27 protein-coding genes are annotated in these 23,739 nt (G+C 61.2%); 18 read left to right on the forward strand and 9 right to left on the reverse strand.

Features of this window, described 5'->3' with window-relative positions:
- Positions 1-62: 62 nt before the first annotated feature.
- Entirely contained in the window at positions 63-1,229 is a 1,167-nt protein-coding gene (locus tag JKA62_RS27770) for an aminotransferase-like domain-containing protein (RefSeq protein WP_011333200.1), read from the forward strand.
- 32 nt (positions 1,230-1,261) lie between these two features.
- On the opposite strand, the gene JKA62_RS27775 is transcribed toward JKA62_RS27770, so the two are convergent.
- From JKA62_RS27775 to JKA62_RS27795, 5 genes are all read right to left on the reverse strand, one after another.
- On the reverse strand, positions 1,262-1,633 hold the full coding sequence (locus JKA62_RS27775) for a glutaredoxin family protein (RefSeq protein ID WP_011333201.1): 372 nt from the start codon (positions 1,631-1,633) through the stop codon (positions 1,262-1,264).
- A 102-nt stretch (positions 1,634-1,735) separates the two neighbouring features.
- Positions 1,736-2,281 carry a GTP cyclohydrolase I FolE gene (gene folE, locus JKA62_RS27780; RefSeq protein WP_011333202.1) on the reverse strand — a complete coding sequence of 182 codons (546 nt, stop codon included), beginning with the start codon at positions 2,279-2,281 and terminating at the stop codon, positions 1,736-1,738.
- Between the two features lie 77 nt (positions 2,282-2,358).
- Positions 2,359-2,916 carry a Smr/MutS family protein gene (locus JKA62_RS27785; RefSeq protein ID WP_011333203.1) on the reverse strand — a complete coding sequence of 186 codons (558 nt, stop codon included), beginning with the start codon at positions 2,914-2,916 and terminating at the stop codon, positions 2,359-2,361.
- 74 nt (positions 2,917-2,990) lie between these two features.
- Positions 2,991-3,311: a hypothetical protein gene (locus JKA62_RS27790; RefSeq protein WP_007960009.1), complete on the reverse strand. Its 321-nt coding sequence runs from the start codon at positions 3,309-3,311 to the stop codon at positions 2,991-2,993.
- A 131-nt stretch (positions 3,312-3,442) separates the two neighbouring features.
- The gene (locus JKA62_RS27795; protein ID WP_011333204.1) at positions 3,443-4,033 is read right to left on the reverse strand and encodes a cysteine hydrolase family protein; all 591 of its coding nucleotides are present in this window, start codon (positions 4,031-4,033) and stop codon (positions 3,443-3,445) included.
- A gap of 239 nt (positions 4,034-4,272) precedes the next feature.
- On the opposite strand from JKA62_RS27795, the gene prmB reads away from it, so the two are divergent.
- The gene (gene prmB, locus JKA62_RS27800; RefSeq protein ID WP_007960007.1) at positions 4,273-5,181 is read left to right on the forward strand and encodes a 50S ribosomal protein L3 N(5)-glutamine methyltransferase; all 909 of its coding nucleotides are present in this window, start codon (positions 4,273-4,275) and stop codon (positions 5,179-5,181) included.
- 42 nt (positions 5,182-5,223) lie between these two features.
- On the opposite strand, the gene JKA62_RS27805 is transcribed toward prmB, so the two are convergent.
- Together JKA62_RS27805 and JKA62_RS27810 are read right to left on the reverse strand one after the other, a co-directional pair.
- Entirely contained in the window at positions 5,224-6,015 is a 792-nt protein-coding gene (locus JKA62_RS27805; RefSeq protein ID WP_011333205.1) for a hypothetical protein, read from the reverse strand.
- Positions 6,016-6,111: 96 nt separating this feature from the next.
- Positions 6,112-7,065 (reverse strand): alpha/beta hydrolase, encoded by a 954-nt coding sequence (locus JKA62_RS27810; RefSeq protein WP_201820446.1) that lies wholly within the window; start codon positions 7,063-7,065, stop codon positions 6,112-6,114.
- 130 nt (positions 7,066-7,195) lie between these two features.
- On the opposite strand from JKA62_RS27810, the gene aroC reads away from it, so the two are divergent.
- From aroC to mtnC, 5 genes are all read left to right on the forward strand, one after another.
- Entirely contained in the window at positions 7,196-8,287 is a 1,092-nt protein-coding gene (gene aroC / locus JKA62_RS27815) for a chorismate synthase (protein ID WP_011333207.1), read from the forward strand.
- A gap of 31 nt (positions 8,288-8,318) precedes the next feature.
- A complete protein-coding gene (locus tag JKA62_RS27820) occupies positions 8,319-9,464 on the forward strand; it encodes an MFS transporter (protein ID WP_201820448.1) in 1,146 nt (381 codons plus the stop codon).
- Positions 9,461-10,087, forward strand: a complete 627-nt coding sequence (locus tag JKA62_RS27825) for a methylthioribulose 1-phosphate dehydratase (protein WP_011333209.1) — start codon at positions 9,461-9,463, stop codon at positions 10,085-10,087. Before JKA62_RS27820 ends, JKA62_RS27825 begins: the two co-directional genes overlap by 4 nt.
- A 91-nt stretch (positions 10,088-10,178) precedes the next feature.
- A complete protein-coding gene (locus JKA62_RS27830; RefSeq protein WP_039770173.1) occupies positions 10,179-10,724 on the forward strand; it encodes a 1,2-dihydroxy-3-keto-5-methylthiopentene dioxygenase in 546 nt (181 codons plus the stop codon).
- Between the two features lie 3 nt (positions 10,725-10,727).
- Positions 10,728-11,411 (forward strand): acireductone synthase, encoded by a 684-nt coding sequence (gene mtnC, locus JKA62_RS27835; RefSeq protein ID WP_011333211.1) that lies wholly within the window; start codon positions 10,728-10,730, stop codon positions 11,409-11,411.
- A 77-nt stretch (positions 11,412-11,488) separates the two neighbouring features.
- On the opposite strand, the gene JKA62_RS27840 is transcribed toward mtnC, so the two are convergent.
- Positions 11,489-11,767, reverse strand: coding sequence for a DUF3509 domain-containing protein (locus tag JKA62_RS27840; RefSeq protein WP_041475181.1), 279 nt, complete (start codon positions 11,765-11,767; stop codon positions 11,489-11,491).
- Positions 11,768-12,155: 388 nt separating this feature from the next.
- Here JKA62_RS27840 and JKA62_RS27845 point away from each other — a divergent pair, with 388 nt between their 5' ends.
- From JKA62_RS27845 to JKA62_RS27890, 10 genes are all read left to right on the forward strand, one after another.
- Entirely contained in the window at positions 12,156-13,994 is a 1,839-nt protein-coding gene (locus tag JKA62_RS27845; protein ID WP_011333213.1) for a long-chain-acyl-CoA synthetase, read from the forward strand.
- 97 nt (positions 13,995-14,091) lie between these two features.
- Positions 14,092-14,610: an ankyrin repeat domain-containing protein gene (locus tag JKA62_RS27850; RefSeq protein ID WP_011333214.1), complete on the forward strand. Its 519-nt coding sequence runs from the start codon at positions 14,092-14,094 to the stop codon at positions 14,608-14,610.
- A gap of 90 nt (positions 14,611-14,700) precedes the next feature.
- Entirely contained in the window at positions 14,701-15,231 is a 531-nt protein-coding gene (locus tag JKA62_RS27855) for a hypothetical protein (RefSeq protein ID WP_011333215.1), read from the forward strand.
- Positions 15,232-15,302: 71 nt separating this feature from the next.
- A complete protein-coding gene (locus JKA62_RS27860; protein WP_007959984.1) occupies positions 15,303-15,494 on the forward strand; it encodes a PLDc N-terminal domain-containing protein in 192 nt (63 codons plus the stop codon).
- 134 nt (positions 15,495-15,628) lie between these two features.
- Positions 15,629-16,504, forward strand: a complete 876-nt coding sequence (speE, locus tag JKA62_RS27865) for a polyamine aminopropyltransferase (protein WP_011333216.1) — start codon at positions 15,629-15,631, stop codon at positions 16,502-16,504.
- A 156-nt stretch (positions 16,505-16,660) separates the two neighbouring features.
- Positions 16,661-16,894, forward strand: a complete 234-nt coding sequence (locus JKA62_RS27870; RefSeq protein ID WP_007959980.1) for a hypothetical protein — start codon at positions 16,661-16,663, stop codon at positions 16,892-16,894.
- A 210-nt stretch (positions 16,895-17,104) separates the two neighbouring features.
- Positions 17,105-17,452: a ribonuclease E inhibitor RraB gene (locus JKA62_RS27875; protein WP_007959978.1), complete on the forward strand. Its 348-nt coding sequence runs from the start codon at positions 17,105-17,107 to the stop codon at positions 17,450-17,452.
- Positions 17,453-17,928: 476 nt separating this feature from the next.
- Entirely contained in the window at positions 17,929-19,338 is a 1,410-nt protein-coding gene (locus JKA62_RS27880; RefSeq protein ID WP_039769936.1) for a circularly permuted type 2 ATP-grasp protein, read from the forward strand.
- A gap of 12 nt (positions 19,339-19,350) precedes the next feature.
- Positions 19,351-20,301, forward strand: coding sequence for an alpha-E domain-containing protein (locus JKA62_RS27885; protein WP_007959974.1), 951 nt, complete (start codon positions 19,351-19,353; stop codon positions 20,299-20,301).
- Positions 20,298-21,107, forward strand: coding sequence for a transglutaminase family protein (locus JKA62_RS27890; RefSeq protein ID WP_011333218.1), 810 nt, complete (start codon positions 20,298-20,300; stop codon positions 21,105-21,107). The genes JKA62_RS27885 and JKA62_RS27890 overlap by 4 nt, the downstream gene beginning before the upstream one ends.
- A gap of 14 nt (positions 21,108-21,121) precedes the next feature.
- On the opposite strand, the gene JKA62_RS27895 is transcribed toward JKA62_RS27890, so the two are convergent.
- Positions 21,122-21,949: a c-type cytochrome gene (locus JKA62_RS27895; protein WP_011333219.1), complete on the reverse strand. Its 828-nt coding sequence runs from the start codon at positions 21,947-21,949 to the stop codon at positions 21,122-21,124.
- A 582-nt stretch (positions 21,950-22,531) separates the two neighbouring features.
- Between JKA62_RS27895 and JKA62_RS27900 the strand changes: the two genes are divergently transcribed.
- Positions 22,532-23,737, forward strand: coding sequence for an acetyl-CoA C-acetyltransferase (locus tag JKA62_RS27900; RefSeq protein WP_201820450.1), 1,206 nt, complete (start codon positions 22,532-22,534; stop codon positions 23,735-23,737).
- The last annotated feature ends 2 nt before the right edge of the window (positions 23,738-23,739 follow it).

Here is a 23,739-nt window from a genome sequence, read left to right on the forward strand (position 1 = left end):
TGTCGTAATTTCAGTCAACAAGTTTGACTCATTTTTACCATGCCTCGCTAGCGGTGACCTCCATGGCTTTTTCCGAACGTGTCTCGCGCCTCAAAAGTTCTCTGATCCGTGAAATCCTTGCCGCGGCCCAGCGCCCGGAAGTGATGTCGTTTGCTGGCGGTTTGCCGGCTGAAGCCATGCTGCCGAAGGTTGAATGGGCCGACATGCCACTGTCTCTCGGCCAGTACGGCATGAGCGAAGGCGAGCCGGCACTGCGCGAAGCGCTGGCAGCAGAGGCGAGAGCGCTGGGTTTGCCGTGTGAGGCGAGTCAGGTGCTGGTGGTCAGCGGCTCCCAGCAAACTCTGGATCTGGCGGCCAAGCTGTACATCGACAAGGGCACCGAAATCCTGCTCGAAGCGCCGACCTATCTGGCGGCCCTGCAGATCTTCCAGCTGTTCGGCGCCGATTGCCTGACCGTGCCGCTGGAGGCTGACGGCCCGAACCTCGCGCAATTGCGTCAGCGTCTGGAACAGCATCGCCCGGCGTTCATCTATCTGATCCCGACCTTCCAGAACCCGTCCGCCGTGCGCTACAGCGAAGCCAAGCGCGAAGCCGTTGCGGCATTGCTCGACGAATTCGGCGTGACCCTGATCGAAGACGAACCCTATCGCGAACTGACCTTCGACGGCGGCAGCGCCCGACCGATTGCCGGACGCCTGAAGAAATCCAGCTGGATCTACACCGGCACCGTGTCGAAAACCCTGTTGCCGGGCCTGCGAGTCGGCTACCTGATTGCCAGCCCGGACCTTTTCCCGCATCTGCTCAAACTCAAGCAATCGGCGGATCTGCACACCAACCGCATCGGTCAGTGGCAGGCATTGCAGTGGATTGGCAGTGAGAAATATCAACAGCACTTGAGTGAATTGCGCGGCTTCTACCGTCAGCGCCGCGACGCCTTTCAAGCGGCGCTGGAAACCCATTTCGCCGATCTGGCGGACTGGAACACGCCGCAGGGCGGGCTGTTTTTCTGGTTGACCCTGAAGCAGCCATTGGACACGCGCACGTTGCTGAACACCGCGCTGGCCGACGATGTGGCGTTCATGCCGGGCGAACCATTCTTCCCCGAGCCGGATCGCAATCCCGGTCATCTGCGCCTGAACTTCAGTCACATCGATCCTTCACGACTCGATGAAGGGCTCAAGCGTCTGGCGGCGGTGGTGCGCCAGGCACAGGCCGTGCAGGCGGCATAAAAAAACCGGCCATCAGGCCGGTTTTTTTTGATTCAGACTGCGGCGAACCGCTGGTTCAGATATTCGATGATCGTGTTGGACTCATACATCCAGGTGGTCTGGCCGTTCTCTTCGATGCGCAGGCACGGCACCTTGATCTTGCCGCCCTGTTCCAGCAGGGTCTGACGATCCTGCTCGTTGTTTTTCGCATCCTTCAGGGCCACCGGCACATTCAGGCGACGCAGGCTGCGGCGGGTCTTCACGCAGAACGGGCAGGCGTGGAACTGATACAGGGTCAGGTCCCTGGCGGCGGCGTCAACCTCAGCCTGGGCAGCGGCGGGGCGTTGTTTCTTGCCCGGACGGGTCAGGAAATCAACGAAGATGATCAGTTGGCCGAGGCCGACACGAAGCGCTTTGACGAACACGTTACAAGCCTCACAGGGACATTGAAGAAGGCGCGCAGCTTACCCGATTTTTCACGGACGAAAAAAAACCGGCGATCAACGCCGGTTTTTTTCTGTCACGCATTACTTGATCAGGCTGAGAAACTCGCTGCGGGTCGCCGCGTTTTCACGGAACTCACCGAGCATCACCGAAGTGATCATCGACGAATTCTGTTTCTCCACACCGCGCATCATCATGCACATGTGCTTGGCCTCGATCACCACGGCCACGCCCAGCGCGCCGGTGACCTGCTGGACCGCATCGGCGATCTGGCGGCTGAGGTTTTCCTGGATCTGCAGGCGGCGGGCGTACATGTCGACGATCCGCGCGACCTTCGACAGGCCCAGCACTTTGCCGCTCGGGATGTACGCGACGTGGGCCTTGCCGATGAACGGCAGCAGGTGGTGTTCGCACAACGAGTAGAGCTCGATGTCCTTGACCAGCACCATTTCGCTGTTGTCGGAGCTGAACAGGGCACCGTTGGTGACCTCTTCGAGCGTCTGTTGATAACCGCGGCAGAGGTACTGCATGGCTTTGGCGGCACGCTTTGGCGTGTCGAGCAGGCCCTCGCGGGAGACGTCCTCGCCCAGTTGGCCGAGAATCGCGGTGTAATTCTGTTCCAGGGACATGAAACTACCTGTGGGGATTTTCGCAAAGGGCAAGGGTACGGTGGCGGACACGACCCTGCAAGTTCGGTGTGACGGGTTTATTCGTCGCGGCCTTCCATCATGGTGCGTTTCAGCATCACGTAAACCGCGCCGGCGCCGCCATGTTTCGCCTGGCACGAGCAGAAACCGAGCACTTGCGCATGCTGGCGCAGCCAGGTGTTGACGTGGCTTTTGATCATCGGCCGCTTGCCGTCCAGACGCACGGCCTTGCCGTGGGTGACGCGTACGCAGCGGATTTCGAATCTGGTGGCTTCGGCGAGAAACGCCCAAAGGGTTTCGCGGGCTTTTTCTACGCTCATGCCGTGCAGGTCGAGGCTGCCTTCGAACGGGATCTGCCCGATCTTGAGCTTGCGCATCTGGCTTTCCTGCACCCCGTCGCGGGCCCACATCAACTCGTCTTCGGGACCGACGTCGATCACGAACTGATCGGACAGGCCATCAACGGTGGTGGTGTCGGTGCGCACGGTGGCGGACTGGCGCAGCTTGGCGATCCGGTCACGGTCAGTCTTGGGTTTGCCGGTGTCGGCGCGGTCGTGCTTGATCGGCTTGACGCCTTGAATCGCACTTTTGAACAGGGAAAAATCGTCGTCTTGCATGTCAGCCTCCGCGAAGGGCGGCCAGTTTACCCAAACGGACACAAAACGGCCCGGCAAAAAGCCAGGCCCTCAATTCAATCGTGTTTTTTCATCAGGTGCGGGGACATGTTCAATTCTCGCGATTGCCGTGCGCGGCGCCGGCAACGACGCCACAGGGCCACGCCGAAATACAGGAACAGCAGGCCGACCGCGAGAATGATCGCCGAGCCGAGCGGTGTTGCGTTCAGGTCGCCGAGCGCCGGCGGGCGCCCCAGCAGGCTGGCGGCCCCGGCCATCGCCAGCAGCACGCCGAACGTGGCCAGAATGGCCGCGATCGCCGCGCCGAATCGAAATCGCCAGTTGCTTTGGCCTTTGGGCCGCAAGCGGCGTGCGTCAAATCCATCGGATAACTTCATTCCGACCTTCCTCAATGGGTATCGGCCCTTCGACCGGGAGTTGACCGGGTTGTTCCTGAGGCTAGGGTAATTGAAGCAAATGCGAGGTTTTTGCAGATGAGCGGCGGGCTGAGCCGCTCATTTACGGTCGATCAGATCAGATCCTGGGTCAGGGCGAGGGTGGCGAAGTTGTCGGCCATGATTGCCATTTCCGCTTCCTGCACCTGTTCGGCGCTGAGCACGCGGCCCTTGAACGGCAGATCGCGGGTGGCGCAGGCGTCTTCGACGAGGGTGCAGCGGAAGCCCAGGTTTTTCGCCGCGCGCACAGTCGTGCTGACGCTGGAGTGACTCATGAAGCCGCAGACGATCAGGTCCAGCGAGCCGATGGTTTGCAGACGATCATAGAGTTCGGTGCCGTGAAAGGCGCTCGGCAGCAACTTGCCGATGATGGTTTCATCGCCCTGGGGTTCCAGACCGGGGATGAACTCGCCGCGTTCGCCCTGCGGGTCGAACAGACCGCCGACGGTGCCGAGGTGACGCACGTGCACGATCGGCCGACCGGCTGCGCGGGCGGCGGCAACCAGTTGTTTGATGTTCGCGACAGCCGCGTCCATGCCGCTCAGGGCCAGCGGGCCGCTGAGGTACTCTTTCTGGGCATCGATGATGACCACGGTGGCATGGCTCAACGTGGCCGCTGCGTAACCGCGACCGCTGAGTTGAAACATCGTTTTTGGAACGGACATTCTGGGGCTCCTTCGGGTGGGGCTTTTGCGACATTGTCCTCTGGCTGAGCGGTTCTGTGAATCGCTACCATCGTAGGCACCGTCGTTGCTGGCCTGCAGCCTTGTCAAGTTACACGATCTGTTCAATAGCCGAGGGGAAAATCGGAAGAGTCCTACCGTCGCCCCGGAATCTTTCCTGCGTCGTCGCGGCGCGTTTTGGCTGCTAGAATCGCCAGTCGTTTTTTCTGGAGTTCTGCCCCGTGATCACTTCCCGACTTCGTACCCTACGCGACCATATCCGTTGGGCCGTCAGCCGCTTCCATGGGGAGGATCTGTTTTTCGGCCATGGCACCGACAATGCCTGGGACGAAGCCCGGCAGCTAGTGCTTGGTGCCTTGCACCTGCCGTGGGAAATCGCCGACAGCTATCTGGATTGCGCGCTGGAGGACGATGAGCTGGTCAATCTTCAGCGCCTGCTCAAGCGCCGCATCGAAGAGCGCATTCCGACCGCTTACCTGCTGGGCGAAGCCTGGTTCTGCGGCATGTCGTTCATCGTCGATGAGCGCGTGCTGATCCCGCGCTCGCCGATTGGCGAACTGATCGAAAACCGTTTTGCCCCATGGATCGGCGACGAGCCGGCGCGGATTCTCGACCTGTGCACCGGCTCCGGCTGCATCGGCATCGCGTGCGCCTACGAGTTCCAGAACGCCGAAGTGGTGCTGGCGGATCTGTCGTTCGAAGCGCTGGAAGTGGCGAACCAGAACATCGAGCGTCATGGCGTCGATGAGCGGGTGTTCACCGTACAGGGCGATGGTTTCGATGGTCTGCCGGGTCAACGTTTCGACCTGATCGTGTCGAACCCGCCCTACGTCGATGCGGAAGATTTCGCCGACATGCCGGACGAATACCAGCACGAGCCGGAACTGGGCCTTGCCTGTGGCGACGATGGCTTGAACCTGGTACGCCGGATGCTCGCCGAAGCGGCGGATCATCTGACCGAGAAGGGTTTGCTGATTGTCGAGGTGGGCAACAGCCAGGTCCACGTCGAAGCGCTGTATCCGGAGGTCGACTTCGCGTGGCTGGAGTTCGAGCGCGGCGGGCATGGTGTGTTCATGCTGACCGCCGAACAGTGTCGCGCCCATCAGGCACTGTTCGCTTCCCGCGTCTGACCTGGACCGATCGTTCCCACCTCTGTGGGAACGATCATTGGCTTAGCGGTGCGTAGCAATCCAGATCAGCAACCCGGCCTGAAACACCGCAAACGCCACCAGACAGGTAATAGTGAAACGCAGCCCGGCGTCTTCGCGCTTGAACTTGCTGACCTTGTCTTCCTGCTTCTTCAGCTTCACTTCCTGCTCGGCCAGATTCTGCTCGGCCTGCTGCAACATCTGCGCAGCTTCGAGAATTTCGACAATCTGCAGCTTTTCGCTGTTCCAGTCACCCAGCAGGTCGCCGACCTTCACTTCTTTGACGCTGCCCTTCAAATGCTGGGCGTCGGCGTAAACCACATCAAAGCCATGCACCCGCAGAAAGTGATCGCGGCGCAAGCGAGTGTCTTCGTTCAGCGCGTCCTTGTTGTTCAAGTCCATGCCGTCGACGGTGTAGGTGGGCCAGCGTTTTTTTGCCCAGTTGATGCCTTGGGCAGCCATGAAACGGCCGATGCCACGGTTCAGCGGTTCGATCTGCAAACCGCTGTCCGGGCCGAAATGCACACGCTTGGTGGTGTGGTCGACCCACACGTCCAGGTGATTCTGCTCTTTGCGCACTCGCTGAGCGGGCAACTTGATCGCCATGCGCATCAGGCTGTGTTCTTTGCCGTTGCGCTCGGCGTAACCGAATTCAACGAAGCGCAGCGGCCGCCCGCCGGTGTTGCGGTCGGTCTGCAACGGCGCCAGGCGGAGCATCTTGTGGTGCTCGACGTGGACATCCGCCCAGGGCAGCTCGACCGCTGGCGGTGCGTCTTTTTCAGCGGTGGTGTCGGGTGAAGTCTGGGTATCGGTCATAACGGCGAGATCCTGTCCAAGCTGCTTGCCGCCAGCCAGTACGCTGGCGACAAAGGCTTATCGGCCGTTTTCCATAGGACTAGAGGGTAAAAGAGCTCAACGGGTGCGAAGTCCGTCAATAAATCCAAGGACGCGTGTCCCCAGTTCCGCCGCCAGCGGCAAATTCGGGTCCTTGTAGGAGGCCAGTTGCCGCTTCACGTCGTTGGGCACGATGCGCAACACGTGGTTCATGCCTTCGATCAGCGCCAGTTGCGCGTCCGGTTTGGCGGCCTTGAGCAATTTCGCATCATCGACCTGGACCTGAATGTCGTTGCTGCCTTGCACGATCAGCGCCGGCATTTGCAGTTGAGCGAAGGCCGCCGCCGGATCCTGACGGAACAGCGAAATCAGGTACGGCTGCACACTCGGACGGAAAATCACCTGCAACGGGGCTGGCACATTGTCGTCGGTATGCCCGGCCTTGAGGCTGTCGAGCAGTTCGTTGCTGCGCAACATCAACGGGGGAGGGAGGCTGCGGGCCAGTTGCCGGCGCAGCACCTGATCGATCGGCCGGGCCGTGCCGGAAAGCGAAATGACCGCCGCCGCGTCGACCTTTGGAGCGGCCAGGCTGGCAATCAGCGCGCCTTCGCTGTGGCCGAGCAGGATCAACGGACCGAAGCGCGGATCGGCTTTCAGCTTCTGCCCCCAGGCCACGGCGTCCGCCACGTAGGCTTCCACCGACAGGTTTCGCTCGTCCGGGGTTGCGGCCAGGCTGGCAGCCACGCCGCGCTTGTCGAAACGCACACTGGCGACGTTGTGTTTGGCCAGCACCCAGGCCAGTCGCTTGAGGCTGTCATTGCGCCCGCCGTCGGGGTTGTTTCCGTCACGATCGGTAGGACCCGAGCCAGAAAGGATCAGGACAACCGGCACGGGGTTGTCGGATTTCGGCAGCAATAGCGAGCCGAAAAGTTCGCCGTTGTCAGTCGTCAACGTGACCGGACGTTGCAGGACAGTCGCCTGGACGAAGCCGGTAAACAGGGAAAGGCTCAAGATCAAAACTCGCAGCATCATCACGCCATCATTTGCCAAGGTGCCGGTTGGACTCACCCACACCGCTAAGGTTCGAGGATGAACTACTCGGTTAGCCTGCGTATACTGGCGCGCATCACGAATCTGGGTTCGATTTCACGGAGCGTCCTGCATGTCCGGCAATACCTACGGCAAGCTGTTCACTGTCACCACCGCGGGCGAAAGCCATGGTCCGGCGTTGGTCGCCATTGTCGACGGCTGCCCGCCGGGCCTGGAGATTTCCCTTGAAGATCTGCAACGCGACCTCGACCGTCGCAAGCCGGGCACCAGCCGCCACACCACCCAGCGCCAGGAAGCCGACGAAGTCGAAATCCTTTCCGGCGTGTTCGAGGGCCGCACCACCGGCTGCTCCATCGGCCTGCTGATTCGCAACACCGACCAGAAGTCCAAGGACTACTCGGCGATCAAGGACCTGTTCCGCCCGGCCCACGCCGACTACACCTACCACCACAAATACGGCGAGCGCGATTATCGCGGCGGCGGTCGCAGCTCCGCGCGGGAAACCGCCATGCGCGTCGCGGCTGGCGCCATCGCCAAGAAGTACCTGGCAAGCCAAGGCATCGTCATTCGCGGCTACATGAGCCAGCTCGGCCCGATCGAAATCCCGTTCAAGACCTGGGAATCGGTCGAGCAGAATGCCTTCTTCAGCCCGGACCCGGACAAAGTGCCGGAGCTGGAAGCTTATATGGATCAGTTGCGCCGCGATCAAGACTCCGTCGGGGCGAAGATCACCGTGGTTGCCGAAGGCGTGATGCCGGGCCTGGGCGAGCCGATCTTCGACCGTCTCGATGCCGAACTGGCCCATGCGCTGATGAGCATCAACGCGGTCAAAGGTGTGGAAATCGGCGCCGGTTTCGCCTGCGTCGCCCAGCGCGGCACCGAACACCGTGACGAGCTGACCCCGGAAGGTTTCCTCAGCAACAACGCGGGCGGCATCCTTGGCGGGATCTCTTCGGGGCAGCCGATCGTCGCGCACCTGGCCTTGAAGCCGACCTCGAGCATCACCACCCCGGGCCGTTCGATCGACATCGATGGCAACCCGGTCGATGTCATTACCAAGGGCCGTCACGACCCATGTGTCGGTATCCGCGCCACGCCGATTGCCGAGGCGATGATGGCCATCGTGTTGATGGATCACCTGCTGCGCCACCGTGGCCAGAACGCCGATGTGCGCGTGAGCACCCCGGTGCTGGGTCAGCTTTGATGGGTGATCTCAAAGCCGCCGCGGTCTGACCGTGGCGGCGCTCCCGTACTGGCGGCTGTCCAGTTTCTATCTGTTCTATTTCGCCTTGCTCGGTTCGACGGCGCCGTTTCTGGCGCTGTACTTCGATCACCTCGGTTTCAGTGCCGCGCGGATCGGCGAACTGGTGGCGATCCCGATGCTGATGCGCTGCGTAGCACCGAACATCTGGGGTTGGCTTGGCGATTACACCGGCAGGCGCCTGGCCATCGTGCGCTTCGGCGCGGTGTGCACGCTGCTGACGTTCTCATTGATTTTCGTCAGCAAGACCTACGCCTGGCTGGCGATGGTCATGGCCTTGCACGCGTTTTTCTGGCACGCGGTGCTGCCGCAGTTCGAAGTCATCACTCTGGCGCATTTGCAGGGCCAGACCTCCCGCTACAGTCAGATTCGCCTGTGGGGCTCGATCGGTTTCATCATCACCGTGGTCGCCCTCGGTCGCCTGTTCGAATGGCTCAGCCTCGACATCTACCCGGCGGCGCTGGTGTTGATCATGGCCGGCATCGTCCTCAGCAGTCTGTGGGTGCCGAATGCGCAACCGCCTCAGGGCAACCGTCCGACGGGCGAGGGCTTTCTCAAACAGTTGCGCAATCCCGGGGTGCTGGCGTTTTACGGTTGCGTGGCGCTGATGCAGATGAGTCACGGGCCGTATTACACGTTTTTGACCCTGCACCTCGAACGACTGGGCTACAGCCGCGGCGTGATCGGCATGCTCTGGGCGGTCGGCGTGGTGGCGGAAGTGCTGATGTTCATGGCCATGAGCCGGATCCTCGCGCGTTTTTCCCTGCGGCGGGTGTTGATGGCGAGTTTTCTGCTGACGGCGTTGCGCTGGTTGCTGCTAGGTTCGTTCGCCGAGTTCCTGTGGGTCTTGCTGTTTGCCCAGGTGCTGCACGCGGCGACGTTCGGCAGCTTTCATGCGGCTGCCATCGCGTTCGTGCAACGTAGCTTCGGCGCGCGTCAGCAAGGGCAGGGTCAGGCGTTGTATGCCGCGCTGGCTGGCACCGGTGGTGCGTTCGGCGCGTTGTATTCCGGCTACAGCTGGAATGCCCTCGGCGCGACATTGACCTTTAGTATTGCCAGTCTCGCAGCGCTCGCCGCTGCCGTTATCATTGCCATTCGAATGCAAGAGGACAGGCCATGAGCCTTACCCGTGAACAGCTTGCCCAGCAAATTGTCGACGCCGGGCGTTTTCTTTATGGTCGCGGCTGGTCGCCGGCCACCAGCAGCAATTACTCGACGCGCCTGTCGCCGAGCGAAGCGCTGCTGACCGTGTCCGGCAAGCACAAGGGCCAGTTGGGCCTGGACGACGTGCTCGCCACCGATCTGTCCGGCAACAGCCTGGAACCCGGCAAAAAACCGTCCGCCGAAACCCTGCTGCACACCCAGCTCTACAGCTGGCGCCCGGAAATCGGCGCGGTGTTGCACACCCACTCGGTGAACGCCACGGTGCTGTCGCGCCTGACGCCGCAAGACTTCATCGAGTTCGAAGACTACGAACTGCAAAAAGCCTTCAGCGGCGTCTCGACCCACGAATCCCGGGTGCGCGTGCCGATCTTCGACAACGATCAGGACATTGCACGCCTCGCTGCCAAGGTGCAGCCTTGGCTCGAGGCCCATCCCGATTGCGTGGGTTATCTGATTCGCGGCCACGGCCTCTACACCTGGGGCGCGCAGATGAGCGACGCGTTGCGCCAGATCGAGGCCTTTGAATTCCTGTTTGAATGCGAGTTGAAGACCCGCAGCGTCATGAACCGCCAAGGCTGACTTCACCAGAACCAGCCCCTTTGCCCGATGAATGCAGTGCCCGACCGGTCTCGAAGAACCGGACGGCAAGGCCGATACCGAGGAATGCCCCATGAGCAGCCTGTCCGTCTATCACGTTTCCAGCCCCGAGATTCCGAACAAGGTGCTGACCCATTTCGAAGACATCGCTTCGACCCTGGCCGAGCAGGGCGTGCGCTTCGACCGTTGGCAAGCCGCCGCGAAGATCCAGCCCGGCGCCAGCCAGGAAGAAGTGATCGGTGCTTATAAAGAGCAGATCGACAAACTGATGACTGAGCGCGGCTACATCACGGTCGACGTGATCAGCCTCAACAGCGACCACCCACAAAAAGCCGAATTGCGCGCCAAGTTCCTCGAAGAACATCGGCATGGCGAAGACGAAGTACGCTTCTTCGTTGCCGGTCGCGGTCTGTTTACCCTGCACATCGACGATTACGTCTACGCCGTGCTGTGCGAGAAGAACGACCTGATTTCGGTGCCGGCCGGTACCAAGCATTGGTTCGATATGGGCGAGAACCCGCATTTCGTGGCGATCCGTCTGTTCAACAACCCTGAAGGCTGGGTCGCCAACTTCACCGGCGAAGACATCGCCGGTCGCTTCCCGCGTCTGGAGGACTGAGCGATGTCGATCAAGGTCATTCTCACCGACATCGAAGGCACCACCAGCGCGGTGAGTTTTGTGTTCGACGTGCTGTTCCCATATGCCGCCAAACACCTGCCGGACTTCGTCCGTCAGAACGCCCAGCGCGCCGACGTTGCCGAGCAACTGGATGCCGTGCGCCGCGACAGCAACGAACCGCAGGCTGACGTCGAGCGAGTCGTGGAAATTCTGCTGGCCTGGATCGCCGAAGACCGCAAAGCCACGCCGCTGAAAGCGTTGCAAGGCATGGTCTGGGAGCAGGGTTATCAGGCCGGGCAGTTGAAAGGCCATGTTTACCCGGACGCTGTTGAAGCGCTCCAGCGCTGGCATCAGGCCGGTTATCAACTTTTTGTTTATTCGTCCGGTTCGATCCAGGCGCAGAAGCTGATTTTCGGCTGCTCGGAAGCAGGAGATCTGACGCCGTTGTTCAGTGGCTACTTCGACACCACGTCGGGCCCCAAGCGCGAGCCGCAGTCATATACCAATATCCAGCAGGCCATCGGAGTCGAACCGCAGGAAATCCTGTTCCTCTCCGACATCGTCCAGGAACTCGACGCCGCCCAGTCAGCCGGCCTGCAAACCTGCGGCCTGGCTCGTGAGGGCGGGGAGCTGGAAGGTCATGTGACCGTCGACAGCTTCACTGGGATCGAACCCGAAGCGTTCTGAGTTCACACAATCGCCGCGCAAAAAAACAGGCCGTGAAGCGAAAGCTCCACGGCCTGTCTGTTTATACGGTGTTCGAATTACATCGAGTGATAAGTCGGCAGGGCAAAACGTTGCTGACTTTGCAGCATGCCGATCTGCGGCAGCTCGCTGGCTTGTTCTGCCAGATCACGACGGATCGCGCTGATCGCCCACGACAGTTGATCGCCGGCATGCAGTTGCTGATAGGTCAGCGCACGTTTGAACACTTTGCCGTCGGCACTCTTCAGTGTCAGCAGGATCCCGCCATCGGGACGTGGCGCAGTGGTGACGTCGAAGTTGGAGAACAGGGAGGTAAATTTTTCTTGGATCAGGCTCATGTCTTTCAGCTCCGTATGCACTTGAATGGCAAGCATGCGTAGGGAGTTGCAGCGATTGTGCCAGTATTTATTTTTTTAAAAATCGTTATAAAACAGCAGGTTATAAAATTTTCTCATTTCGGCTGTCGTGCAATCTGCATGAATGGCCATCGTGCATCCTGCATTTTGCGGGATCGCTGTCGATCCGATGGAACCATTCCGTCCGGCAGCAATCCCGCTTCGCCATATAGCGCTGGCGGATACAAAACATTGCAAAAACCGCGTGTACAGCCCGCGAAGCCCTGACGTATTTTCGGCCACGACCCCCGCTCGAGAAGCGCCGGTTGCCTCACCCGATTGCCCGACAATAAAAATCCGGCCTGCACGTCAAGGTCGAACGGGAGCTGCCATGCGCCACGCGCCGAGCGACACGATTACCTGGGGCATGATGCTCCGCAAACTGCCGATGATTGCCAAAGCCATCCCGCGGGTGGTGAAAGGCATGAAGGTGGCCAACGTCAAGGATCCGACCCAAACCTGTGGCCTGGGCTGGACATTCGAGCAAGCGACCCTGCGCAATCCCGAAGGCCCCGCGCTGCTGTCGGGCGAGGTGGTGCTGAGTTATTCACAGGTCAACCAGTGGGCCAACCGCATTGCCCACTATTTGATCGGCCAGGGTATCGGCAAGGGCGATGTGGTGGCGGTGTTCATCGAGAACCGCCCGGAACTGCTGGTGACGATTCTGGCCCTGGCCAAGGTCGGCGCCGTCAGCGCGCTGCTCAATACCTCGCAGACCCGCGATACGCTGATCCACAGCATCAATCTGGTGACGCCGGCGGCGATTGTCGTCGGTGAGGAACTGCTGCCGGCATTTGCGGCGGTACGCGAGCAAGTGTCGATCCCGGCAACGCGCGCCTGGTTCGTCGCCGATCAGGATACCTTCAGCCATCCGGGCATCGCGCCCGAGGGCTACATCAACCTGATCAGCGCCAGTGCCGACGCCTCGGGCGACAACCCGGCCAGCAGCCGGCAGATTTTCTTCGACGACCCCTGTTTCTACATCTACACCTCCGGCACCACCGGTTTGCCCAAGGCCGGCGTGTTCAAGCACGGCCGCTGGATGCGCAGTTCGGCGAGCTTCGGCATGATCGCCCTCGACATGCGCCCGGACGACATCGTCTATTGCACCTTGCCGCTGTACCACGCCACCGGGCTTTGCGTGTGTTGGGGTTCGGCGGTTAATGGCGCTTCGGGTTTCGCGATTCGCCGCAAGTTCAGCGCCCGCCAGTTCTGGAGCGACGTGCGCCGCTACCGCGCAACCACCATCGGTTACGTCGGCGAGTTGTGCCGTTATCTGGTGGATCAGCCGCTCAGCGCCGACGACAGCCGTCACGACGTGCGCAAAATGATCGGCAACGGCCTGCGGCCCGGCGCGTGGGCCGAGTTCAAGACCCGTTTCGGCGTGGATCACATTTGCGAGCTGTACGCGGCCAGCGACGGCAATATTGGCTTCACCAACATCCTCAATTTCGACAACACCATCGGCTTCTCGCTGATGGCCTGGGAACTGGTCGCCTACGACCAGGACAGCGGCGAGCCGATTCGTGGCGCTGACGGGTTCATGCGCAAGGTCGGTCGGGGCGAGCGAGGCCTGCTGCTGGCGCGGATCGACGACAAGGCGCCGCTGGACGGCTACACCGATCCGCAGAAAACCGCCAAAGTCGTGCTGCAGGACGTGTTCATCAAAGGGGATCGCTTTTTCAATACCGGCGATCTGCTGCGCAACATCGGTTTTGGTCATGCACAGTTTGTCGACCGCCTCGGCGACACCTACCGCTGGAAGGGAGAGAACGTCTCGACCACCGAGGTCGAGAACCTGCTGCTCCAACATCCGCACATTTCCGAAGCCGTGGCCTATGGTGTGGAAATCCCCAACACCAACGGTCGCGCCGGGATGGCGGCGATCACCCCGGCCGAGTCTTTGGCGACCCTGGATTTCGCCGAACTGTTGGCCTTCGTCCGCCAGCGTATGCCGGCCTACGCGGTGCCGTTGTTCTTACGGGTCAAGGTGAAAATGGAAACCACCGGCACCTTCAAATACCAGAAGACGCGCCTGAAAAACGAAGGCTTCGATCCCCGCCAGACAGGCGATGACCCGATTTATGCCTGGCTGCCAGGGACAGAAACCTACGTGCAGGTCTCGGATGGAATCCTTGCGGACATCCGGGCAGGCAAGTTCCGTTATTGATATTGGCTATCGGCGGTCTCGGAAAAAAGGGGATGACAGCTATCGCCGCGCTCGGGAAACTATCGGCTTTCCGATCGACCGAAAGTGGAGTTGCCCCATGTCCGACCAAAGCCGCCAGATGACCCCAGAAGAAGCCGCCGAATTCACCGAGCAGGTATTCAACAAGGCGCGTGAGGGCGATGCGGTAATGCTGGATCGCCTGATCACTGCCGGTCTGCCGGTGAACCTGACCAACAGCAAGGGCGACACCCTGCTGATGCTCGCCAGTTACTACGGGCATGTGGACGCGGTGCAAGTGTTGCTCAAGCACAAGGCCGACCCGGAACAACGTAACGGCAACGGCCAAAGCCCGATTGCCGGCGCGGCGTTCAAGGGTGACCTGGCCGTGGTCAAGGCGTTGGTCGAAGGTGGGGCGCAGATTGAAGGTGCCTCTTTCGACGGACGCACGGCGTTGATGATGGCGGCGATGTTCAACCGGGTTGAAATCGTCGACTACCTGATCGACCAGGGCGCCGATCCGAAAGCCAAGGATGCCAACGGCATCACCGCGCTGGACGCGGCCCGCACCATGGGCGCTGTGGACACCACCGCGCAGCTGGAAAAACTGCTGGGCTGAAGCCGCTGGCCGGAACCCGTTCTGTGGCGAAGGCGAGAATGCGCTATCCTTCGCGCCCTCAAAATTCTCTTCGCCACAGGATCCGCTCCCATGAAAGCCGCACTCGCCGAACTCATCAGCAAAATCAGCTCCGGCTGCATGGGCGAAGACGAGATCCTGAAGGTCGCTGACGAAGCGGCGCAGGCCTACGCCGATGCCGATGCTTTTCTGACCGCCAACCCGGACATCAACTACGACGACACTTTCCCGATTCCGCTGGGCGAATGGGTGGTGGTCGGCAGCCTGCCCGAGACCGTACTGTTTCAGGCGGACACCTACGTTGACCTGTTCGCACAGATCGTGGCTTCGTTCGGCCCGGGCGTCGAGTTCAACCTCAAGCCCAAGCAACTGGCCAAGACCGAGGCGCTGACCGCGCTCAACCGCATCCAGGTGCAGATGAGCAGCCTGAACAAGGAAAACGGCGGTTACACCCTGATGAACTTCAGCCAGCTGCTCGACGACGAGCTGCAAGTGGTGCTGGTTTACGGCAACGACGTGCCGCGCGTGCTGGAACTGTGCGCCGAAGTCGGCATTGCCGCCGCGCCGTCGCTGGAAGCCCTGAAGGTCGCCGTTCACGTCTGAATGCAATAAAAGGGAACCCTGTGCGCGACCGTCTATCCTAAAAGTGCATGCCACTATTCTGGAGCGACACCATGGGTTCCACGTTCAACGGCCTGGTCGGCCTGATCATTCTTGCGCTCGACATCTGGGCGATCATCAATGTGCTGAAAAGCGGCGCCGAGACCGGGATGAAAATCCTCTGGGTGCTGCTGATCATCCTGCTGCCGGTGCTGGGCCTGATCATCTGGGCGATTGCCGGGCCGCGGGGCAACGTGCGGATCTGACCGTTCGCACCCTGATCGGGTCGGGCCGATGAACTGAGGTTCGACCTGTCATCTTCGGCAACGTAGAATGCGCGCCTTTCCCGGGCAATCGAACCTGACGATTGGCGCCCGCGCATTCATCGGAGCACTTCACCATGACCGTCACCAAGACCAGCGAATACCTGGAAACCCTCTACGAAGGCTACGGCCAGCGTTTTCGCATGGAAAAACTGCTGCACGAAGTGCGCACCGAACACCAGCACCTGGTGATTTTCCAGAACCCGCGCATGGGCCGGGTGATGGCGCTGGACGGCGTGATCCAGACCACCGAAGCCGATGAGTTCATCTACCACGAAATGCTCACCCACGTGCCGATCCTCGCCCACGGCACCGCCAAGCGCGTGCTGATCATTGGCGGCGGCGACGGCGGCATGCTGCGCGAAGTGACCAAACACGCCAGCGTCGAGCACATCACCATGGTCGAGATCGACGGCACCGTGGTCGACATGTGCAAAGAGTTTCTGCCGAACCACTCCAGCGGTGCGTACGACGATCCACGCCTGAACCTGGTGATCGACGACGGCATGCGTTTCGTCGCCACCACCACTGAAAAATTCGACGTGATCATTTCCGACTCCACCGACCCGATCGGTCCGGGCGAAGTGCTGTTCTCGGAAAACTTCTACCAGGCCTGCCACCGCTGCCTGAACGAGGGCGGCATCCTCGTGACCCAGAACGGCACGCCGTTCATGCAGATCGAAGAAGTGAAAACCACCGCCGGCCGCCTGCGCAGCCTGTTCCCGGACTGGCACTTCTATCAGGCAGCCGTCCCGACCTACATCGGCGGTTCGATGACCTTTGCCTGGGGCTCGACCAACCCGGCCTATCGCAAGCTGAGCCGCGAAGTTCTGCAACAGCGCTTCATCGGTAGCGGCATCGTCACCCGCTACTACAACCCGGAAATCCATATCGGCGCCTTCGCCTTGCCGCAATACGTGTTGCAAGCGGTGAACAAGCCAAGCAACGACTGATCGATCACGGGTCAGAAAAAGCCGAGGCCGGTGTGCGAAAACACGCCGGCCTCGGCTTTTTTCATGTTGCATCGGTGTAAACCTTTTGAACGATCAATCCTGTTAAAAGTCGAGATAGGTGTAAGCCCATTTGCGGGTTTGATCGAGGAGGCTCCGATGTCAAAGTGGAAAGTCACTTTCGTGGACGATCATGGTGAAACGATCGACGAAGTCTTCGAGTGCGAGGAATGCCCCAGTCATGAACGGGCAGCTCGCCTCATCAAGGAACGATTGCTGCCAGTCGCCGCCGAGCTTGACCTGAACGATCTGGAAGGGCGCACCGCCGATGCCGGCGTGAAAAGCCTGAAAACCCAGAACAGCATCGAAATCCGCAGCATCACCCCAATCTGAATCTTCATTTTCTTCATGTACCAGGCCTTGGCAGCGGCTCTATCTTGGGGCTACTCTGCAAGCGAGATCAGCGAACGGATCGCTAAGGTCTGGTCTTGTCAGCTACATGCTTGTTTCCCGCCGGCAACGCGGTTGCCGTAAGCACCCGGGCCCTGTGGGCCAGTGCAGGGAATACGGAAAGTCTATCCATCTATGCGAGGGGGACGATTCATGAGCACAGCCTATCAAGAAGACATCAGCAGCAGCGTGCTGCGCCGCATGAAAGAAGGCGGTTTCGATTTTTCCCGATTCCATCCCATCGAGTTCTACGCCATTTTCCCGGACGAGGAGCGGGCACGCAGGGCGGCAGGCAAATTTCGCGGTGAATCCATCAATGCCCAGGTCAGTGCGCGCGACGACGGCGCCTGGTCTCTGGAATTGAGCAAGGTGATGTACGCAACCTACGACGACATTGGCGATTTCGAGCAGGGTTTTTCGGCGGTGGTCGAGCCCTTGGGCGGCATCATCGAAGGCTGGGGCGTGAAACAGGAGATCCGCAACCGGCACCGTTTGAACTGATCACTCTCGCAACACGTCGAGCAACGGCTGACCTTCGGGTCGGCCGTTGTCGTTTCTGCCCCTGAACGCCTCATGGCAAAACCCTGAAACAAGAATCCGGCGCAAAAAAAAGCCACCTGAGGGGGTGGCTGAAAGGGAAGACCGGAAGGAGAGGAAACCGGTCAGGGTTACGGCCGGGAGGGCTGCCAGGGCAAGCCGGAACAGTGAGGCTGCGTACTTCGTCAGCGACGTTTTTGCAGCGGATGCGCGGATTATCCGCAGCCGCCGACGGGCAGTGAAATCAACTCTGACTATGCTGGTGATAGGCGACGGGACTGCGTCGCAATGAGGCGGGGGCGATCAGGTCGGGGCATTTGCCGCACAGGAATGGTGCGGTGCGTGTGGCGTGAATATCCAACCGATTGAAATCAAAGCGTTTATGCCGATGGCACGGGCCTTGCGAAGGCCTGTATGTCCGGAGTGACAAGGAGTACGGCATGATCCGCACCTATTTTGATGAGATGTACGATGCCGGCGGCCAGATCCGCCCGCATTACCGGGAGTTTGCCCGCTGGCTGGCCGAAACGCCTGACGAGCTGCTGGCCCAGCGGCGACGCGAGGCCGATCTGCTGTTCCATCGCGCCGGGATCACCTTCACGCTCTACGGGGACGAGCAGGGGACAGAGCGTCTGATTCCCTTCGACACCATTCCGCGCAGCATTCCGGCCAGTGAATGGCGGATCGTCGAGCGCGGCTGCATCCAGCGGGTCAAGGCGCTGAACATGTTCCTCGCCGACCTTTACCACGAGCAACGCATCATCAAGGCCGGGATCATTCCCGCCGAACAGGTGCTGGCCAACGAGCAATATCAGTTGGCGATGCAGGGGCTGGACCTGCACCGCGATATCTATTCGCACATCTCCGGCGTCGATCTGGTGCGCGACGGCGACGGCACTTATTACGTGCTCGAGGACAACCTGCGCACACCAAGCGGCGTGAGCTACATGCTCGAAGACCGCAAGATGATGATGCGCCTGTTCCCCGAACTGTTCGCGGCCCAGCGCATCGCCCCGATCGACCATTACCCGAACCTGCTGCTCGACACCCTGAAAAGCTCAAGCCCGATCGACGACCCGAGTGTTGTGGTGCTGACGCCGGGACGCTTCAACAGCGCGTTTTTCGAGCATGCATTTCTCGCCCGGGAAATGGGCGTGGAGCTGGTGGAGGGCGCGGACCTGTTCGTGCGCGACGACAAGGTCTTCATGCGCACCACCGACGGCCCGAAAGCGGTGGACGTGATCTACCGCCGGCTCGACGACGCGTTTCTCGATCCGCTGGCCTTCCGTCCGGATTCGATGCTCGGTGTGCCGGGGCTGCTGTCGTCGTATCGCTCCGGCAACGTGGTGCTGGCCAATGCCATCGGCACCGGCGTGGCGGACGACAAATCGGTGTATCCGTTCGTTACCGAAATGATCCGTTTCTACCTCGACGAAGAGCCGATCCTGAAGAACGTGCCGACCTGGCAATGCCGCAACCCGTCTGAACTTTCCCACGTGCTGGCCAATCTTCCGGATCTGGTGGTCAAGGAAACCCAGGGCTCCGGTGGTTACGGGATGCTCGTGGGGCCGGCGGCGACCACCGCGGAAATCGATGCGTTCCGCGAGCGGATCAAGGCCAAGCCCCACGCGTACATCGCGCAACCGACGCTGTCGCTGTCGACTTGTCCGACCTTTGTCGAAAACGGCATTGCGCCGCGCCATATCGACCTGCGCCCGTTCGTATTGTCCGGCCGCGAAACCCGGGTCGTGCCCGGCGGTTTGACCCGTGTCGCCCTGCGTGAAGGCTCTCTGGTGGTGAATTCATCCCAGGGCGGCGGAACCAAGGACACCTGGGTGGTCGAGGATTGAAGGAAGCCTGCCATGTTAAGTAGAACTGCCTCGGATCTGTACTGGATGTCGCGCTACCTGGAGCGGGCGGAAAACCTCGCGCGGATGCTCGACGTCAGTTATTCGCTGTCGCTGATGCCGCAGGACGGCCGTGGCGACGGTCTGCACGAACTGGCGATGCCGCTGCTGATCACCGGCACGCTGGACGATTACCTGGAACGCCACGGCGAGCTGCATGCCGAGCGCTTGCTGCACTTCTTCGCCCTCGACGCGGCCAATCCGGCGAGCATCTATAGCTGCCTCGGCGCGGCGCGCGCCAGCGCCCATGCGGTGCGTGGCCGGATCACCGCCGACATGTGGGAGAACATCAACGCCACCTGGCTGGAGATTCGCGGGATCGCCAATCAGGGCCTCAGCCGCTATGGTATGAGCCGCTTCTGCGAGTGGATCAAGGAGCGTTCGCACCTGTTCCGTGGGGCATCCTACGGCACCATCATGCGCAACGACGCGTTTCGTTTCATTCGCCTGGGGACCTTCATCGAGCGGGCGGACAACACCTTGCGCCTGCTCGACGCCCGTTACGAAATGGCCGGCGATCAGGCCGAAGCAGTCAGCGACGGCACCGCTCACGCCTATTACCAGTGGAGCGCCTTGTTGCGGGCGCTGTCATCGTTCGAGGCCTACACCGAAATCTATCGCGATGCGCCGGGCGCCCGGCATGTGGCCGAGCTGTTGCTGTTGCGCGCCGACGTGCCGCGTTCGCTGCGGGCCTGCACCGAAGAGATCGACCAAATTCTGGCGCAGTTGCCGGGGGCCAACGGTCGTCCCGCACAAAGGCTGGCGGCGGAAATGGATGCGCGTCTGCGCTACACCGGCATTCAAGAAATTCTCGAGGAAGGGCTGCACGCCTGGCTCACCGAGTTCATCCCGCTGGTGCGCCAGCTGGGCAACGCCATTCACAGTTCCTACCTGGAGGCCGCATGAGACTTTCCATCAGCCACGAGACCACCTATCACTACGAAGATCAGGTGCGCGCGAGCATCCAGTACCTGCGCCTGACACCCCACGACAGCGAGCGTCAGCACGTGCTGAGCTGGCAGCTCGACCTGCCGCGCCCGGTGCGCGCCCAGCTCGATCCGTTCGGCAACATTCTGCACGTCCTGACCATGGACGAGCCCCACGAAGCGATCATCATCGGCGCCCGGGGGCAGGTCGATATCGACGAGTTACGCGAAGCCGAGCACGAGAGTCAGTCGGCGCTGCCGTTCCTGCGTTTCACCCGGCTGACCGAAGCTGACGAGGCGTTGCGGGCGTTTGCCGAGAAATCCTGCAAGCAGCGACGGGACCGCAATGCACTGATCGACCTGATGCATGGGCTGAACCAGCACATGACCTACAAGCCGGGCGCCACCGAAGTCGACACCAGTGCCGCCGAGGCGTTTGCCGGGCGGGCGGGTGTTTGCCAGGATCACGCTCACGCGTTTCTCGCCTGTGCGCGCAGCCTTGGTGTGCCGTCACGTTATGTGTCGGGTTATCTGTACAACGAGGATTGCGAGCATCTGGCCAGTCACGCCTGGGCCGAAGCCTGGATCGATGACGCCTGGTACAGCTTTGACGTGACCAATGAACTGGCGCGGCCGGAGCGGCACCTGAAACTGGCGGTGGGGCTGGATTACCTCGACGCCTGCCCGGTGCGCGGCATGCGCCGGGGCGGCGGGTCAGAGCAGATGCACGCGAAAGTGCTGGTGTCGCCGACACCAGCACCAATCATCTCGGTGCAGCAGCAGTAAACGAAGTGGTCGGTTTACTTGGCGGGCGCAACCTTGCGCCCGGCCATGTGCTGCAAATACCCGATCAGTTTCTGCAGATCCGCATCCGGCAACACCTCGGCGGTAAACCCCGGCATCTTCGCCTGCGGCCACTGACGCAGACTCTGCGGATCGCGGATGTAGCGCTTGAGGAAGTCCGCGCCGAAGTACTCGGTCGGGTTGTACGGAATATTCAGGTCCGGCCCGAACTGCGCATCGCCTGCGCCATTCAGGCGATGGCACGCCAGACAGTTCTTCTGGAACAGGGCAAAGCCCTGATTCACCGGGTCATCGGCCTTCAACGCAGGATCCGGCAACAGGGCAGGGAAGCGCTCGGCCACCGGTGCCATGCGCTTGATGCTGGCGACTTCGAACGGCCATTGTTCCGGGCTGATATTGCCGGCCTGCGGATCGGTCCACACCAGATAGAACGGTCCGGCGCTGTGCTTGCCTTCCGACAGCGGCGGCCAGGGCTGCGCCGGATCCTCGATGGCCAGCCAGGCGCGAGAGCCTTTGTTGTTCAGTAGCGGCGCGGCGGACAGTTCGGCGGCGAAACCGTCCAGCGCTACGGCTTGCAGGTGATCCTCCGGTTTGATGCCGGTCAGCAGCGCGGCCATCGGCACGGCGCGATAGGTCATGTCCTTCTTGTAGGACACATCATTCTTGACCGTGAGGGTTTGTACCTGAGGATGCTTGAGCAACTCCTCGGTCTGCCAGGTGCGGGTGTTCGCGCCCAGCTCCAGGTTCAGCTGCGCGGCAGACAGGGGCATGCTCAGCAGCGCGGCCCCAAATAGAATGAGCGTTTTCAAGTGATCGCCGTCCATGTCGTGGAAGTGCGCAAAGATTGGCACAGCCACGCTGGCCCGGGTAGCGGGCCAGTCGCATTTTCAGTGGCGATAAACAATACCTGACACTTGAATCAGCCGATGACCTTGGTCAGGTTCGGCAGAATCAACAACAGCGTCGTGGCGAAAAGAATGAGCCCTGCTTGCCGTACTTTCGGTTGTTTGAACATGGCTTGACCGCCTTTATTGTTATTTCCTGATGCCTGCCTGCATATCCATGACGGCAAGCGCTGCACTTCCTGTAGCGAACGCCTGTCTCGGCAAAACCCGACGACAACGACGTACATCTTCACCTTAGGGCCCGCGTCACGCTTCGCTTAGATCCATTTCGTATGTATTTGCTACCAGTCGCTATTAAAAAGGCATGAGGCCCATTGCCAGCTTCTTTGCCGCCCGTTTGCTAGACAGCTCGCGCACCTGAACCGGTTAATCAGGCCACGGATGACCGTCCGTCTGAGCGTGCGCGTCAACGTCATTGAGCGCTGTGGTCATTGAATCCATGACGGGTGAAGACAACAGTGGCAGCACGAATTTCACTCACCGCACAGGTTCGAGGACGTCATGACCCAAGCTTTGATTTTCGACGCGTTACGCACGCCCCGTGGCAAGGGCAAGGCCGACGGTTCGCTGCACAGCGTCAAACCGGTGAACCTGGTGGCAGGGCTGCTGACCGCTTTGCAAGCGCGCACTGCGCTGGACACCAGCCAGGTCGATGACGTGGTGCTGGGTTGTGTCACGCCGATCGGCGATCAGGGCTCGGACATCGCCAAGACCGCGGTGCAGGTGGCCGATTGGGACGTCAGCGTCGCGGGCGTGCAGATCAACCGCTTCTGCGCCTCGGGACTGGAAGCGGTGAACCTGGGGGCGATGAAAGTGCGCTCCGGGTTTGAAGAGCTGGTGGTGGTCGGCGGCGTCGAATCCATGTCCCGCGTGCCGATGGGCAGCGACGGTGGCGCCTGGGCGCTGGACCCGCAAACCAACCTGCACAGCCATTTCACGCCACAAGGCGTCGGCGCCGACCTGATCGCCACCCTGGAAGGCTTCAGCCGTCAGGACGTCGATGCCTACGCGCTGCACTCGCAACAGAAAGCCGCTCGCGCCCGGGCCGACGGTTCGTTCAACAAGTCGTTGGTGCCGGTGCAGGACCAGAACGGCATCATCCTGCTCGATCACGATGAGTTCATTCGCGCCGAGTCGACCCTTGAAGGCCTGGGCAAGCTCAAGCCGAGTTTCGAGATGATCGGCCAGCTGGGCTTCGACGCCACGGCGCTGCGTGTCTACAGCCATGTCGAGCGGATCAACCATGTGCACACGCCGGGCAACAGCTCGGGGATCGTCGATGGCGCGGCGCTGATGTTGATCGGCTCCGAAGCCAAGGGGCGCGCGTTGGGCCTGCAACCCCGGGCGCGGATCGTCGCCACGGCGGTCACCAGCACCGATCCGACGATCATGCTCACCGGCCCGGCGCCGGCCACTCGCAAGGCATTGGCCAAGGCCGGGCTGCGGGTGGAAGACATCGACCTTTTCGAGGTCAACGAGGCATTCGCCTCGGTGGTGCTGAAATTCATCAAGGACATGGCCGTCGACCCGGACAAGGTCAACGTCAATGGCGGCTCGATCGCCATGGGCCACCCGTTGGGGGCCACCGGTTGCGCGATCCTCGGCACCTTGCTCGATGAACTGGAAGCCCGACGCCTGCGCTACGGCCTGGCGACGCTGTGCGTCGGCGGCGGCATGGGCATCGCCACCATCATCGAACGCCTCTGATC

Origin of the sequence: Pseudomonas sp. B7, from assembly GCF_016735645.1 — a bacterium.
Lineage (GTDB): Bacteria > Pseudomonadota > Gammaproteobacteria > Pseudomonadales > Pseudomonadaceae > Aquipseudomonas > Aquipseudomonas glycinae.